The 14,401-nt window shown below is 54.5% G+C and carries 17 protein-coding genes; 11 read left to right on the top strand and 6 right to left on the bottom strand.

All coding sequences use genetic code 11. The features are described 5' to 3' along the window. Positions 1–4 precede the first annotated feature (4 nt). The 5 genes from yajC to AB4K05_RS05775 all read left to right on the top strand — a co-directional run bounded on the left by yajC (position 5) and on the right by AB4K05_RS05775 (position 4,054). The gene (gene yajC, locus AB4K05_RS05795; protein WP_062773927.1) at positions 5–337 is read left to right on the top strand and encodes a preprotein translocase subunit YajC; all 333 of its coding nucleotides are present in this window, start codon (positions 5–7) and stop codon (positions 335–337) included. Between the two features lie 27 nt (positions 338–364). Next, a complete protein-coding gene (gene secD, locus AB4K05_RS05790; protein WP_368479035.1) occupies positions 365–2,212 on the top strand; it encodes a protein translocase subunit SecD in 1,848 nt (615 codons plus the stop codon). A 10-nt stretch (positions 2,213–2,222) separates the two neighbouring features. Next, positions 2,223–3,194 (top strand): protein translocase subunit SecF, encoded by a 972-nt coding sequence (gene secF, locus AB4K05_RS05785; RefSeq protein WP_368479034.1) that lies wholly within the window; start codon positions 2,223–2,225, stop codon positions 3,192–3,194. A gap of 113 nt (positions 3,195–3,307) precedes the next feature. Continuing rightward, positions 3,308–3,655, top strand: coding sequence for an HNH nuclease YajD (gene yajD, locus AB4K05_RS05780; RefSeq protein ID WP_368479033.1), 348 nt, complete (start codon positions 3,308–3,310; stop codon positions 3,653–3,655). A gap of 291 nt (positions 3,656–3,946) precedes the next feature. Further along, positions 3,947–4,054, top strand: a complete 108-nt coding sequence (locus AB4K05_RS05775; protein ID WP_368479032.1) for a type I toxin-antitoxin system toxin Ldr family protein — start codon at positions 3,947–3,949, stop codon at positions 4,052–4,054. An 89-nt stretch (positions 4,055–4,143) separates the two neighbouring features. Here the strand turns inward: AB4K05_RS05775 and AB4K05_RS05770 are convergent, their stop codons facing one another. Together AB4K05_RS05770 and AB4K05_RS05765 are read right to left on the bottom strand one after the other, a co-directional pair. Beyond that, positions 4,144–5,007, bottom strand: coding sequence for a nucleoside-specific channel-forming protein Tsx (locus tag AB4K05_RS05770; protein ID WP_368479031.1), 864 nt, complete (start codon positions 5,005–5,007; stop codon positions 4,144–4,146). Positions 5,008–5,293: 286 nt separating this feature from the next. Further along, the gene (locus AB4K05_RS05765; protein WP_368479030.1) at positions 5,294–5,836 is read right to left on the bottom strand and encodes a DUF3251 domain-containing protein; all 543 of its coding nucleotides are present in this window, start codon (positions 5,834–5,836) and stop codon (positions 5,294–5,296) included. Positions 5,837–5,988: 152 nt separating this feature from the next. On the opposite strand from AB4K05_RS05765, the gene nrdR reads away from it, so the two are divergent. From nrdR to pgpA, 6 genes are all read left to right on the top strand, one after another. Then, entirely contained in the window at positions 5,989–6,438 is a 450-nt protein-coding gene (gene nrdR / locus AB4K05_RS05760; RefSeq protein ID WP_368479029.1) for a transcriptional regulator NrdR, read from the top strand. Positions 6,439–6,441: 3 nt separating this feature from the next. After that, positions 6,442–7,545 (top strand): bifunctional diaminohydroxyphosphoribosylaminopyrimidine deaminase/5-amino-6-(5-phosphoribosylamino)uracil reductase RibD, encoded by a 1,104-nt coding sequence (gene ribD / locus AB4K05_RS05755; protein WP_368479028.1) that lies wholly within the window; start codon positions 6,442–6,444, stop codon positions 7,543–7,545. Between the two features lie 88 nt (positions 7,546–7,633). Next, positions 7,634–8,104 (top strand): 6,7-dimethyl-8-ribityllumazine synthase, encoded by a 471-nt coding sequence (ribE, locus tag AB4K05_RS05750; protein ID WP_003021575.1) that lies wholly within the window; start codon positions 7,634–7,636, stop codon positions 8,102–8,104. Between the two features lie 19 nt (positions 8,105–8,123). Continuing rightward, positions 8,124–8,543 carry a transcription antitermination factor NusB gene (nusB, locus tag AB4K05_RS05745; RefSeq protein WP_368479027.1) on the top strand — a complete coding sequence of 140 codons (420 nt, stop codon included), beginning with the start codon at positions 8,124–8,126 and terminating at the stop codon, positions 8,541–8,543. 74 nt (positions 8,544–8,617) lie between these two features. Further along, on the top strand, positions 8,618–9,589 hold the full coding sequence (gene thiL, locus AB4K05_RS05740) for a thiamine-phosphate kinase (protein WP_368479026.1): 972 nt from the start codon (positions 8,618–8,620) through the stop codon (positions 9,587–9,589). Next, entirely contained in the window at positions 9,540–10,073 is a 534-nt protein-coding gene (pgpA, locus tag AB4K05_RS05735; protein ID WP_368479025.1) for a phosphatidylglycerophosphatase A, read from the top strand. Before thiL ends, pgpA begins: the two co-directional genes overlap by 50 nt. A 156-nt stretch (positions 10,074–10,229) precedes the next feature. Here the strand turns inward: pgpA and AB4K05_RS05730 are convergent, their stop codons facing one another. The 4 genes from AB4K05_RS05730 to xseB are packed head-to-tail and all read right to left on the bottom strand — an operon-like array spanning position 10,230 to position 14,288. Further along, on the bottom strand, positions 10,230–11,204 hold the full coding sequence (locus tag AB4K05_RS05730; RefSeq protein WP_368479024.1) for an aldo/keto reductase: 975 nt from the start codon (positions 11,202–11,204) through the stop codon (positions 10,230–10,232). 60 nt (positions 11,205–11,264) lie between these two features. Next, positions 11,265–13,127 (bottom strand): 1-deoxy-D-xylulose-5-phosphate synthase, encoded by a 1,863-nt coding sequence (gene dxs, locus AB4K05_RS05725; protein ID WP_368479023.1) that lies wholly within the window; start codon positions 13,125–13,127, stop codon positions 11,265–11,267. An 18-nt stretch (positions 13,128–13,145) separates the two neighbouring features. Further along, on the bottom strand, positions 13,146–14,045 hold the full coding sequence (gene ispA / locus AB4K05_RS05720; protein WP_368479022.1) for a (2E,6E)-farnesyl diphosphate synthase: 900 nt from the start codon (positions 14,043–14,045) through the stop codon (positions 13,146–13,148). Next, positions 14,046–14,288: an exodeoxyribonuclease VII small subunit gene (gene xseB / locus AB4K05_RS05715; RefSeq protein WP_368479021.1), complete on the bottom strand. Its 243-nt coding sequence runs from the start codon at positions 14,286–14,288 to the stop codon at positions 14,046–14,048. Positions 14,289–14,401: the final 113 nt, after the last annotated feature.

The following is a 14,401-nucleotide window of genomic DNA, read 5'->3' as shown; positions in this document are numbered from 1 at the left end:
TTGAATGAGCTTTTTTATTTCTGATGCGGTAGCAGCAACCGGGGCTCCGTCACAGGGCAGCCCGATGTCTCTGATCCTGATGCTGGTTGTGTTTGGTCTGATCTTCTACTTCATGATCCTGCGCCCACAGCAAAAGCGTACCAAAGAACACAAAAACCTGATGAGCTCTATTGCTAAAGGCGATGAAGTTCTGACGAACGGTGGCCTGGTTGGTCGTGTGACTAAAGTAGCAGAAACTGGCTACATCTCTATCGCACTGAACGACACCACTGAAGTGGTTATCAAACGTGACTTCGTAGCTGCCGTTCTGCCGAAAGGCACCATGAAGGCGCTGTAATATTCCGTTTTCCCAAAGGGAACTGCCGTGTTAAACCGTTATCCTTTGTGGAAGTATGTCATGTTGATCGTCGTGATTGTCGGCGGTCTCCTGTATGCGCTTCCCAACCTGTATGGTGAGGATCCGGCTGTTCAAATCACTGGCGTGCGCGGCGTCGCCGCCAGTGAGCAAACGCTGATCCAGGTCCAGAAAACGTTACAAGAAGAAAAAATTACCGCTAAGTCTGTGGCACTGGAAGAGGGCGCTATTCTTGCGCGCTTCGACACCACCGACATCCAGCTGCGCGCGCGTGAAGCGTTGATGAGCGTGCTGGGTGACAAATATGTCGTGGCGCTTAACCTTGCTCCGGCAACTCCGCGCTGGTTGGCTGCGATTCACGCAGAGCCAATGAAGCTCGGTCTTGATCTGCGTGGTGGCGTTCACTTCCTGATGGAAGTGGACATGGATACCGCGCTTGGCAAGCTCCAGGAACAAAATATCGATAGCCTGCGCAGCGACTTGCGTGAAAAAGGCATTCCTTATACTACCGTTCGTAAAGAAGACAACTACGGTCTGAGCATCACTTTCCGTGATGGCAACGCCCGTGATGAAGCGATCTCCTATCTCAGCAAGCGTCACCAAGATCTGGTGATTTCAAGCCAAGGTAGCACCGGACTGCGTGCGGTGATGACCGATGCGCGTCTGAGCGAAGCTCGTGAGTATGCGGTACAGCAGAACATCAACATTCTGCGTAACCGTGTTAACCAACTGGGTGTGGCAGAACCGGTAGTTCAACGCCAGGGCGCTGACCGTATCGTGGTCGAACTGCCTGGTATTCAGGACACCGCGCGTGCTAAAGAAATTCTGGGCGCGACAGCGACGCTGGAATTCCGTCTGGTCAACAGCAACGTCGATCAGGCTGCTGCTGCGTCTGGCCGTGTTCCGGGCGATTCAGAAGTGAAGAATACGCGTGAAGGCCAGCCAGTTGTGCTGTACAAGCGTGTGATTCTGACCGGTGACCATATCACCGACTCCACTTCCAGCCAGGATGAATACAACCAACCGCAGGTTAACATCTCGCTGGATAGCGCAGGTGGCAACATTATGTCTAACTTCACCAAGGACAACATCGGTAAACCGATGGCGACCCTGTTCGTGGAGTATAAAGACAGCGGTAAGAAAGACGCTAACGGCCGTGCCGTGCTGGTGAAACAAGAAGAGGTGATTAACATCGCCAATATCCAGTCCCGACTGGGTAACAGCTTCCGTATCACCGGTATTGGCAACCCTAACGAAGCACGTCAGCTTTCGCTGCTGCTGCGTGCGGGTGCGCTGATTGCGCCAATTCAGATTGTTGAAGAACGTACCATCGGCCCAACGCTGGGTATGCAGAACATCAAGCAGGGCCTGGAAGCGTGTCTGGCCGGTCTGGTGGTCTCTATCCTGTTCATGCTCTTCTTCTATAAGAAGTTTGGTCTGATTGCGACAAGCGCACTGCTGGCGAACTTAGTACTGATCGTCGGTATCATGTCATTGCTGCCGGGCGCGACGTTGAGTATGCCGGGGATTGCGGGGATTGTGTTAACCCTTGCCGTCGCGGTCGATGCTAACGTGCTAATCAACGAACGTATCAAAGAAGAGTTGAGTAACGGGCGTTCAGTCCAGCAGGCGATCAACGAAGGCTATGCCGGCGCGTTCAGTTCCATCTTCGATGCGAACATTACTACGCTGATTAAAGTCCTGATCCTGTATGCCGTCGGCACCGGGGCAATTAAAGGGTTCGCGATTACTACCGGTATCGGTGTGGCGACGTCGATGTTTACCGCGATTGTCGGTACGCGTGCCATCGTAAACCTGCTGTATGGCGGCAAGCGCGTCAAAAAGCTGTCAATCTGAGGAGTGCGATGTGGCACAGGAATATACTGTTGAACAATTGAATCACGGCCGTAAAGTCTATGACTTTATGCGCTGGGACTACTGGGCTTTCGGCATCTCTGGTTTCCTGCTGATTGCGGCCATCATAGTGATGGGCGTACGCGGCTTTAACTGGGGTCTCGATTTCACCGGTGGTACCGTGATTGAGATTACGCTGGAAAAACCGGCGGATATGGATGTGATGCGTGATGCGCTGGAGAAAGCGGGCTTCGTTGAGCCGCTGCTGCAGAACTTCGGCAGCAGCCATGACATCATGGTGCGTATGCCGCCGACCGAAGGCGCAGATGGCGGCCAGGTGCTGGGTAGCAAGGTGCTGAGCGTCATTAACGAAGCCACCAACCAGAACGCCGCCGTGAAGCGTATTGAGTTCGTGGGGCCAAGTGTAGGTGCCGATCTGGCGCAGACTGGTGCGATGGCGCTGATGGTAGCGCTACTGTCCATCTTGGTGTACGTCGGTTTCCGCTTTGAGTGGCGACTGGCTGCGGGTGTCGTTATCTCGCTTGCGCACGACGTTATCATCACCGTGGGCATCTTGTCGTTGTTCCATATCGAGATTGACCTGACGATCGTTGCATCGTTGATGTCGGTCATCGGTTACTCGCTCAACGACAGCATCGTGGTATCTGACCGTATTCGTGAAAACTTCCGCAAAATCCGTCGCGGTTCGCCTTACGAAATCTTTAACGTGTCGTTGACCCAGACGCTGCACCGTACGTTGATTACGTCCGGTACGACGTTAGTGGTTATTCTGATGCTGTACCTCTTCGGTGGTCCAGTACTGGAAGGCTTCTCACTGACGATGCTTATCGGTGTTTCCATCGGTACGGCTTCATCTATCTACGTGGCATCGGCGCTGGCGCTGAAGCTGGGTATGAAACGTGAGCACATGCTGCAGCAGAAAGTTGAGAAAGAAGGGGCGGATCAGCCGTCTATTCTGCCTTAAGCGAGCGTTAATACGTTATTGAAAAAAGCCGTGACACCCAAACCGTGTTGCGGCTTTTTTATTGCATCTTATTATTCTAAATAAGTCTGATTATTGCTTTGTGAGGAGTCATTATGGCCATCATCCCCAAAAACTATGTACGGCTGGAAAGCGGCTATCGCGAAAAAGCGCTCAAATTATTCCCATGGGTATGCGGCCGCTGTTCGCGTGAATTCGTTTACTCCAACCTGCGTGAGTTGACGGTTCACCATATGGATCACGACCATACGAACAACCCGGAAGACGGCAGTAACTGGGAGCTTCTGTGTCTCTATTGCCACGATCATGAACACTCGAAGTACACCGAGGCGGATCAGTACGGCTCAACGGTGGTTGCGGGTGAAGATGCGCAAAAAGATGTTGGTGAAGCGACCTATAACCCGTTTGCCGATCTGAAGTCGATGCTGAATAAAAAGAAATAAGCTTAACGCTGTATCGATGTTGCATAAGCGCTGGAATCCCGATCGCAAGGTTGGGATTTTTTTGTTTTAACGTCATGTGGAAACAGGTTAGCCGAGTAGAATCAGCGGCAAGCCGGGATACCCCGGTGAGGCGCAGTGTTGCGGGGGCTTGATCCCCGGTGGCCTTGTTGCTGGAAAGAGAAAACCCCCGCTCATTGTTCGGTATTCACCGGCAACATAACGGGGGCAATCCTATCTCTAGACAAGTTGAGGATAGCCGCGAACCGTTGCCATTGCAACCAAGGCGGCGACATGACGTTCACTGAAGTTTGCATTTTTTTCTGGCACGATCTGGCCGCACCTACGCTGGTCGGTATTGCGACAGGTCTGTTTTTAGGCTGGTGGCATAGCAGGAAATAATGTGGGGGTGGGCGTGATGCGCTACCGCGTGGCAGCATGCGCCCGAAACGGGCCAGAGGGAAACCTCTGGCCTTTTTTGCGAGCAGAACTTAGAAGTTGTAACCCACAACCAAGTAACCACCCCAACCGGTCGATTTCGCGCTGAAATCACCTTCGCCCCAGTTCAGGGTATCGCCGCCTTTCCACTGGCCGCCGTTATGGAAGTAACGTGCGACAACGGAGTAGTGCCAGTGATCGTAGTTCAGCGCCAGGATGTGGCTGGAAGCGATGGAGTTGCTGGTACGGTTCGGTTCGTCGCCCAGATCTGAACCCCAGTCGAAGTTGGTGAAACCGATGTAGCTCAGTTTACCGCCCCACAGGTCGGAAATCGGTACAAAGTATTTCACTTTGAAGCGGTAGCCGTCCCACTCGTTTTCGTTTGCTGCACCGTAGTTCTGCCACTGGTACTTCGCGTACACGTTCATGGACAGGCTCATCGGCAGACCGGTATCGATATCGGTACCCAGACCCATGTACCAGGTGCTCTGGCGGCTGGCCTTGTTGTCGCCCATATCGTAGATATAGTTGTTAGCGATATACCATTCTTTGAATGGACCAAAGCTCAGGTCTGCACCTGTCAACTTGTCGATAGAGAAGCGCGGTTCGATTTCCATGAACATAGGGGAACCGTCAGACCAGATACCAGTATCGTTGCCGTTACCCCAGTCGAAGGTTTTAGGAATATCGATGTAGCCATAGAAATCTAACCAATCTTTCTTGGCAAATGCTTCATATTCCAGATAAACATCGTTGTTCAGTTTTGGAGAGAAACGTGTGTGGTAGCTGCCAACGACGTTGACGCTCTGGTGCCACCAGTCGGAAACGTACTGCGGCTGGGAGTCCCCAGCAGCATTAGCAGTGAAAGAAGCGGAAAGCGCCAGCGCCGCACCGGCTGCAAATAATGTTTTTTTCATGTTTATGCCACTAGTAAAGAAATTCGAAAGAAGGTGATTTTTATCACCGAAGTTTATCTAAATGTTTCGTGTTTCTAGGTGCCTATTATATGAATCCTTGCTCACGAAAATCAGTCGCACTTCACACATTTTTCAAATGCGTAATCGATTGCGTTCACGTTTGCGTAGATTAGACGCGGGGATTGTACTGATGGAGTGAATTATTGCAAATATTTACACACAGAAAATGACGGGATTAGAGGTGCAGGCGTCGACGCGCTCGATAGGTGCCGACGCCAAAAGAGGCTTACTGCGCGTTGGCGGGTTGAACGTCGTGAATGCGCACAAATCCCAACTGGTCTGGGGTGACACCATTAAGCTGCAGCGGAATATCCACATCGCTCGGCGCCAGAACGCTGGCTGGGGCGGAGAAGAGCTGATTCTGCACGTTCACCTCCTGATACTGTTCCGTGGTGCCCTGAATCTGCCCCCACTCAACGGTACCAGTAAAAGCCGGAAGCGGATCGTTAGACTCACCCTGAATACGCAAGGTCGCCACCGTGCCCTGTGCGTTGGCCGCCACGTTGTGCAGCGACATACGCAGCGTGCCAATCTGACTATTCAGGCGGGCGGCGGTGTTGGCACCAGGTAACAGATAAACGCCACGGGTTGATTTCGCGTTCAACGCATTTTGCTGAGTGATCTTCACGGTTTCTTTATTAAGCTGCGTCATCTCTGCGCTGAGCGTGCTGATGTTTTGGTGCATCTGCCGCACTTCCGACTGTTGGGCGCAGGCGGTCAGGCTGACGAAGCTTCCAAGTAGGGCGATTCTTAGGTAACGTCTTGTCATTATGTCTGTTTCCTTCTCTTCGGGATAACGCAATGGTAGCGTGCAATATGGCATCTGGCATCGATCCTTTGTCTCAAAAAGCGCTGTTCCTTTGTTGTCCCGGCAGTTCAGGGTAAAATAGATTCCACTAACCCTCACCGTCAGGACGTCGTATGCACTGCCCATTTTGTTTCGCCGTAGACACTAAAGTGATTGACTCCCGCCTTGTGGGAGAAGGTTCCTCCGTTCGCCGTCGTCGACAATGCCTCGTCTGTAATGAGCGTTTTACCACCTTCGAAGTGGCTGAACTGGTGATGCCGCGTATCGTAAAAAGCAACGACGTGCGTGAACCGTTCAATGAAGACAAGCTGCGCAGCGGAATGCTCAGAGCGCTGGAAAAGCGTCCAGTCAGTTCTGATGATGTCGAAATGGCCATTAATCACATCAAATCACACCTGCGCGCTACCGGTGAGCGCGAAGTGCCGAGCAAACTGCTGGGTAATTTGGTGATGGAACAGCTGAAAAAACTCGATAAAGTGGCCTACATCCGCTTTGCCTCGGTGTACCGCAGCTTTGAAGATATCAAAGAGTTTGGCGAAGAGATCGCCCGCCTACAGGACTAAGCTATGCACGATGAAATGTATATGGCGCGCGCCCTGAAACTGGCTGCGCGTGGACGATTCACCACTCATCCGAACCCTCGCGTTGGCTGCGTGATTGTCAATCAGGGTGAAATCGTTGGCGAAGGTTTTCACTACCGCGCTGGCGAACCGCATGCTGAAGTTCATGCGTTGCGCATGGCGGGTGATAAAGCCAAAGGTGCGACGGCCTACGTGACGCTCGAACCGTGCAGCCATCATGGGCGCACGCCGCCGTGCTGCGACGCGTTGATTGCCGCTGGTGTATCGCGCGTGGTTGCAGCGATGCAGGACCCTAATCCGCAGGTTGCGGGGCGTGGCCTGTACCGTTTGCAGCAGGCGGGAATTGAAGTCAGTCACGGGCTCATGATGAGCGAAGCGGAAGCCCTGAATAAAGGTTTCCTGAAACGGATGCGCACCGGTTTCCCCTACATCACCCTCAAAATGGGCGCGTCGTTAGATGGGCGCACCGCGATGGCGAGCGGAGAAAGCCAGTGGATTACCTCGCCGCAGGCGCGTCGTGACGTACAGCGTTTGCGCGCGGAAAACCATGCCATTTTAACCTCCAGTGCGACGGTGCTTGCTGACGATCCGGCGCTGACGGTGCGCTGGGAAGAGCTCAGCGCAGAGACCCAAGCGCTCTATCCGCAGGAAAATCTGCGTCAGCCGCTGCGTATTGTTATCGACAGCCATAATCGCGTGACGCCGGAGCACCGTATTGTGCAGCAGCCCGGTGAAACGCTGTTTGCGCGCACCAAAGACGATATCCGCGTTTGGCCGGAAGGCGTACAGACGCTGAAAGTGCCGGAGCACAACGGGCATCTCGATCTGGTGCTGCTGATGATGCAACTGGGCAAGCAGCAAATTAACAGCATCTGGGTCGAGGCGGGGCCAACGCTTGCAGGCGCGCTGATTCAGGCGGGACTGGTCGACGAGCTTATCGTTTACATCGCGCCTAAACTCTTGGGAAGCGAGGCACGTGGATTATGTGTGCTGCCGGGGCTTGAGAAACTGGCCGATGCCCCCCATTTCAAATTCAACGAGATACGTCAGGTAGGCACCGATGTGTGCCTGCATTTAACGACTGCGTGAGGCTTTCTGATTTATAGGAAGCAGCGCACAGAATATTATGATAAAATCCGCCCCCCTGCGGGGCAAATGAACCCAAAGGAAGAGTAGTATGAACATTATTGAAGCTAACGTTGCTACCCCGGACGCTCGCGTCGCCATCACCATCGCGCGTTTCAACAACTTTATCAATGACAGCCTGCTGGAAGGTGCTATCGACGCCCTGAAACGTATTGGTCAGGTTAAAGATGAAAACATCACCGTTGTTTGGGTTCCAGGCGCGTATGAACTGCCGCTGGCGGCGGACGCACTGGCAAAAACCGGTAAATACGATGCGGTGATTGCGCTGGGTACGGTTATCCGTGGCGGTACTGCTCACTTCGAATATGTTGCTGGCGGGGCAAGCAATGGCCTGGCGCACGTCGCTCAGGACAGCGGAATCCCGGTAGCCTTTGGTGTTCTGACCACCGAAAGTATTGAACAAGCCATCGAACGCGCTGGCACAAAAGCCGGTAACAAAGGTGCAGAAGCTGCACTGACCGCGCTTGAAATGATTAATGTATTGAAAGCCATCAAGGCCTGATTTTTGTAAGGGGAAATCCGTGAAACCTGCTGCTCGTCGCCGCGCCCGTGAGTGTGCCGTCCAGGCGCTCTATTCCTGGCAGTTGTCCCAGAACGACATCTCTGATGTTGAATACCAGTTCTTGGCTGAACAAGACGTTAAAGATGTTGACGTTCTGTACTTCCGTGAGCTGCTGTCCGGGGTGGCGACTAACAGCGCGTACCTCGATGGATTAATGAAGCCATACCTGTCCCGTCTGCTCGAAGAGCTGGGTCAGGTGGAGAAGGCCGTGCTGCGCATCGCGCTGTTCGAGCTGTCGAAGCGTGATGATGTGCCGTACAAAGTGGCCATCAACGAAGCTATCGAACTGGCAAAAACCTTCGGTGCTGAAGACAGCCACAAGTTTGTCAACGGTGTGTTGGATAAAGCCGCTCCTGCTATTCGTCCCCGCAAAAAGTAATCTGTAGGCCGGTGAGAGGGTGGTTGATACCGCTTTCCCCGGCCTTTTTTTATCCTTCTTCTGAGGCATAACGTATGGCATGCGGCGAATTTTCCCTGATTGCCCGTTATTTTGACCGGGTGCGAAACGCCCGTCTTGATGTCGAAACCGGAATCGGTGACGACTGCGCATTGCTCAATATTCCTGAAAAACAAACCTTGGCAATCAGCACCGACACGCTGGTCGCGGGTAATCATTTCCTTCCTGATATCGACCCGGCCGATTTGGCCTACAAGGCGCTGGCAGTTAACGTCAGCGATCTTGCAGCAATGGGTGCCGATCCTGCGTGGTTAACGCTGGCTCTAACCCTGCCTTCGGTTGATGAAAACTGGCTGGCGGCGTTCAGCGACAGTCTGTTTGAACAGCTAAACTACTACGATATGCAGCTGATTGGCGGCGACACCACCAAAGGTCCGTTGGCGATGACATTGAGTATCCATGGCTATGTTCCGATGGGGCGCGCGCTGAAGCGCTCAGGTGCGAAGCCGGGCGACTGGATCTACGTCACCGGTACGCCGGGTGACAGTGCCGCTGGGTTGGCCGTTCTGCTCAATCAACTCACCGTTGATGTGCCGGAAGATGTCGCTTATCTGCGCCAGCGTCATCTGCGCCCGACGCCGCGTATTTTGCAAGGGCAGGCGCTGCGTGACCTTGCGAGCTCGGCGATTGATATCTCAGACGGGCTGATTTCTGACCTTGGACATATCCTCAAGGCCAGCGGCGTTGGTGCACGTGTGGAACTGAATACGTTACCGTATTCCGACGTTATGCGGCGCCATGTGGCGCCAGAGCAAGCCTGTCGCTGGGCGCTTTCCGGCGGTGAAGATTATGAGCTCTGCTTTACCGTACCGGAGCTTAATCGCGGTGCGCTGGAAGTGGCATTAGGTCAGCTTGGTACGCCATTCACCTGCGTGGGGCAAATTAGCGCTGACGTAGAAGGACTGAATTTTACACAGGATGGAAAGGCGGTCACGCTGGACTGGAAGGGGTACGATCATTTTGGCTAAGAACGATATCGCAAAGAGCCGTCTGAATTTACGCAATCCTTGGCATTTGTTGGCGACGGGGTTCGGCAGCGGGTTAAGCCCCATTGTTCCTGGCACAATGGGGTCACTGGCCTCTATCCCATTCTGGTATCTGCTGACCTTTTTACCGCTCCAGCTTTATTCGCTGGTGGTGATGTTCGGTATCTGTATTGGCGTTTATATCTGCCGCCGCACGGCGCGTGACATGCAAACGCACGACCACGGCAGCATCGTGTGGGATGAGTTTATCGGCATGTGGATAACCCTGATGGCTATCCCGGTTATCAGCTGGCAGTGGGTGCTGGCTGGGTTTGTGGTGTTCCGCATTCTGGATATGTGGAAACCGTGGCCGATCCGTTGGTTTGACCGTAATATCCACGGCGGGATGGGGATTATGGTTGATGACATTGTCGCTGGGGTGATTTCAGCGGGGATATTGTACGTCGTAGGACATCATATTCTGTGAGGGTATAACCCTCATCCCGGCCCTCTCCCTAGAAGGGAGAGGGAGAAAACCAGCTCGGAACCATTTCTCCGACCATGGATGAGAAGAAGCAAACCAGCTCGGAACGGTTCCCTCGCCCCTTCGGGGAGAGGGCTAGGGTGAGGGGAAAACCGCACCCTACTTAAACCCCACCACCGGATGCGGCTGATACGGCGTTTCCAGTTCGGCTATCTGCTCCGGTTTCAGGGTAATATCGACCGCATTCAACAGCTCATCGAGCTGCTCCTCCCGCGACGTGCCAATAATCGGCGCAGCAATCCCAGGTTTACTCAGTAACCACGCCAGCGCCGTTTGCGCTCGCGTTGCGCCGATATCTTCCGCCACGTGGGTCAGCCGGTCGGCGATTTGTGCATCATTCTCTTCCGTTGACTGATACAGGGTGTTGCCAAATTCATCGGAAACCAGTCGGGCGGTGGTTTCGCCCCATGGGCGCGTCAGACGTCCACGCGCCAGCGGACTCCACGGGATCACCGCGACGCCTTCCTGCGCACACAGCGGCAGCATTTCACGCTCTTCTTCCCGATAAATAAGATTGTAGTGATCCTGCATGGTGACAAACGGCGCCCAGCCGTTGGCTTTTTGCAGCGCCAAGGCGTGAGCGAATTGGCGGGCATGCATTGAAGAGGCGCCGATGAAACGAGCCTTGCCCGATTTCACCACTTCATCAAGTGCGGCCAGCGTCTCTTCAATCGGCGTACGGTAGTCCCAGCGGTGGATTTGCAGCAGATCGACGTACTCCATTCCCAGGCGGCGCAGGCTGTCGTCAATGGAGCGGAGGATTTGCGTGCGGGAAAGGCCTTCTTCTAGGTCGCCAACCTGGTGGTAGACCTTAGTGGCGACGACGACGTCGTCACGGCGGGCGAAGTCACGCAGCGCGCGGCCGACAATCTCTTCGCTGCTGCCATCGGAGTAGCTGTTGGCGGTGTCGAAAAAGTTGATGCCGCCTTCCAGTGCCCGCTGAATAATGGGGCGACTGCTGTCTTCCGGCAGCGTCCAGGCGTGTTTACCCCGTTCCGGCTCGCCGAAGGTCATACAGCCCAGGCAAAGGCGGGAAACCCGGAGGTCGGTTTGTCCTAAGAGATGGTATTGCATGATTTAGCTCCTGCTAACGGGAAACGAGTTCCTTTAAGCATAGCAGGAGCGAGAGGAGGGTTATGCCAACCAGGCCGCGATCTTCGCCTCAATACCCGTCGCATTCAAACCGAGGTCGGCATAGGCTTCTTCCTGCGTCCCTTGTGGAATGAAGAAATCAGGCAGGCCAATGTTGAGTACCGGCACCGGTTTACGGTGTGCCATTAGCACTTCGTTCACGCCGCTGCCCGCGCCGCCCATAATGGCGTTTTCTTCCAGCGTCACCAGTGAGTCGTGGCGGGCCGCCAGCTCAAGGATCAGACTTTCATCCAGCGGTTTCACAAAGCGCATATCAACCAGCGTCGCGTTGAGTTTTTCGGCAACGATCTCAGCCTGTGCTAACAGCGTACCAAAGTTGAGGATGGCCAGCTTTTCGCCTTCACGCTTGACGAGACCTTTACCCAGCGGCAGTTTTTCCAGCGGTTTAAGCTCGGCACCTGTGCCGCTCCCGCGCGGATAGCGCACCGCGCTTGGACCTTCACCGTAGTGATAGCCGGTATATAGCATTTGGCGACATTCGTTCTCATCGCTTGGCGTCATGATAACCAGATCTGGAATACAGCGCAGATAGGAGAGATCGAACGCCCCTTGGTGCGTCTGCCCATCGGCACCCACGATACCTGCGCGGTCGATAGCAAACAGCACCGGCAGCTTCTGGATAGCCACGTCGTGGATCACCTGATCGTAAGCGCGCTGTAAGAAGGTGGAGTAGATAGCGACAATCGGCTTATAGCCGCCAATCGCCAGACCCGCAGCAAAGGTCACCGCATGCTGTTCGGCGATGGCCACGTCAAAATATTGGTCCGGGTATTTCTTTGAAAACTCGACCATGCCGGAGCCTTCGCGCATGGCGGGCGTAACCGCCATCAGCTTCGCATCTTTGGCGGCGGTTTCGCATAGCCAGTCGCCGAAGATTTTTGAGTACGACGGCAGGCCGCCGCTGCTTTTCGGCAGTTTCCCGCTGGTGTGATCAAACTTCGGCACCGCGTGGAAGGTGATGGGATCTTTCTCGGCGGGCTCATAGCCACGGCCTTTTTTGGTCATAATGTGCAGGAACTGCGGGCCTTTTAGGTCGCGCATATTCTTCAGCGTATTGACCAGCCCCAGCACGTCGTGACCGTCGACCGGCCCGATGTAGTTAAAGCCGAGTTCTTCGAACAGGGTGCCTGGCACCACCATTCCTTTAATATGTTCTTCGGTACGTTTGAGCAGCTCTTTAATCGGCGGCACGCCAGAGAAGACCTTCTTACCACCTTCGCGTAAAGAGGAGTACAGCTTGCCGGAAAGTAGCTGCGCCAGATGGTTATTCAGCGCGCCAACGTTCTCGGAAATCGACATTTCATTGTCGTTCAGCACCACCAGCATATCGGGCTTGATATCACCTGCGTGGTTCATCGCTTCAAACGCCATGCCTGCCGTGATTGCGCCATCGCCAATCACGCACACGGTACGACGCTGTTTGTTCTCTTTCCCGGCGGCAACCGCGATGCCGATCCCGGCGGAAATTGACGTCGAGGAGTGCCCGACGCTCAGCACATCGTATTCGCTTTCACCGCGCCACGGGAACGGATGTAAACCGCCTTTCTGCCGAATAGTGCCGATTTTATCGCGACGTCCGGTCAGAATTTTATGCGGATAGGCCTGATGGCCGACGTCCCAGATAAGCTGGTCGAACGGCGTGTTATAGACGTAGTGCAGCGCAACGGTCAGCTCCACCGTGCCAAGCCCGGAGGCGAAGTGTCCGCTGGAGCGGCTCACGCTGTCGAGCAGGTAACGGCGTAGCTCGTCGCACAGCTTCGGCAGGCTCTCTTTTGGCAGCAGGCGCAATTCCTGGGTGGAATCGACCAGCGCCAGGGTCGGGTATTTGGCAATATCAAAACTCATCGGAGACTCATTTATTGTTTATTTGTCGCGCAGGATGATGTAGTTCGCTAGCGCTTCCAGTGCTGTGGTATCCAGTGACTGCGCCGCCAGCTCGTTCAATGATTGGTGGGCATCGGCAATGAGGTCACTGGCTTTTTTCCGGGCTTGCTCAAGGCCCAGTAATGCAGGATAGGTGCTCTTACCGAGTTGCTGATCGGCACCCTGACGTTTTCCGAGGGTCGCAGTATCGCCGACCACATCCAGAATGTCATCCTGAACCTGGAAAGCCAGACCGATGCTTTCGGCGTACTTATCCAGCAACGGCAGCGCACGGCGGCCTTGTTCCCCGGCGCTAAGTGCGCCAAGACGCACGGCGGAGCGGATTAATGCACCGGTTTTATGACGGTGAATACGCTCCAGCATTTCCAGATTAACCTGTTGGCCTTCAGCCTCCAGATCCAGTGCCTGACCGCCGCACATCCCAGCAACGCCGCTGGCGCTTGCCAGTTCTGACAGCATCGCGAGGCGGTCGCGGTCAGAGACTTCCGTCATTGGCGCATCACTGAGTATAGAAAACGCCAGCGTTTGCAGCGCGTCACCAGCAAGAATTGCGCTCGCCTCGCCAAACTTAATGTGGCAGGTCGGCTGGCCGCGACGTAAATCATCATCGTCCATTGCCGGCAGATCGTCGTGCATCAGCGAATAGGCGTGGATACACTCGACGGCGGCGGCTGGGGCATCCAGCGTTACCGTGCTCACACCAAACATCTTTCCGGTGGCGTACACCAAGAACGGGCGCAGACGTTTACCGCCCAATAGTGCGCCGTACTGCATGGCGTTAACTAGCGGAGTGTTCTGAAACGGCAGCGGGGCGATAAAACGGCGCAGCGCGTCGTTTGCCTGTTCTACGCAGGCATTGAGCTGTTGCGGGAAATCCATTTAATCAGCGTCCGGAGTGAAAGGCGTTAATGGGGCATCTTCGTTATCGGCCAGCAGGATCTGCACGCGCTGTTCTGCCTGCTGCAGCTTGGTCTGCCCTTGACGTGCCAGCTGCACGCCGCGTTCGAATTCGTTCAGCGCTTCTTCCAGTGGAAGGGAGCCGCTTTCGAGACGGTTAACAATCTGCTCCAGCTCGGTTAAAGCGGTTTCAAAACTGGCCGGGGCTTCATTTTTCTTTGGCATAGTGAATGTTTGGCTCTTGTTATGTCGCGACTGCGTCTATGGTAACGGAGTCTGGGCGTGAAGCAAATAACACGCAATGGTCAACGCGATGGTGATATACTTGCGCGCCTGGA

The organism is Kluyvera sp. STS39-E, assembly GCF_040932435.1.
Classification (GTDB): domain Bacteria; phylum Pseudomonadota; class Gammaproteobacteria; order Enterobacterales; family Enterobacteriaceae; genus Kluyvera.
Note: the sequence above shows the minus strand (reverse complement) of the source record. Positions and strands in the feature narration are given on the sequence as shown.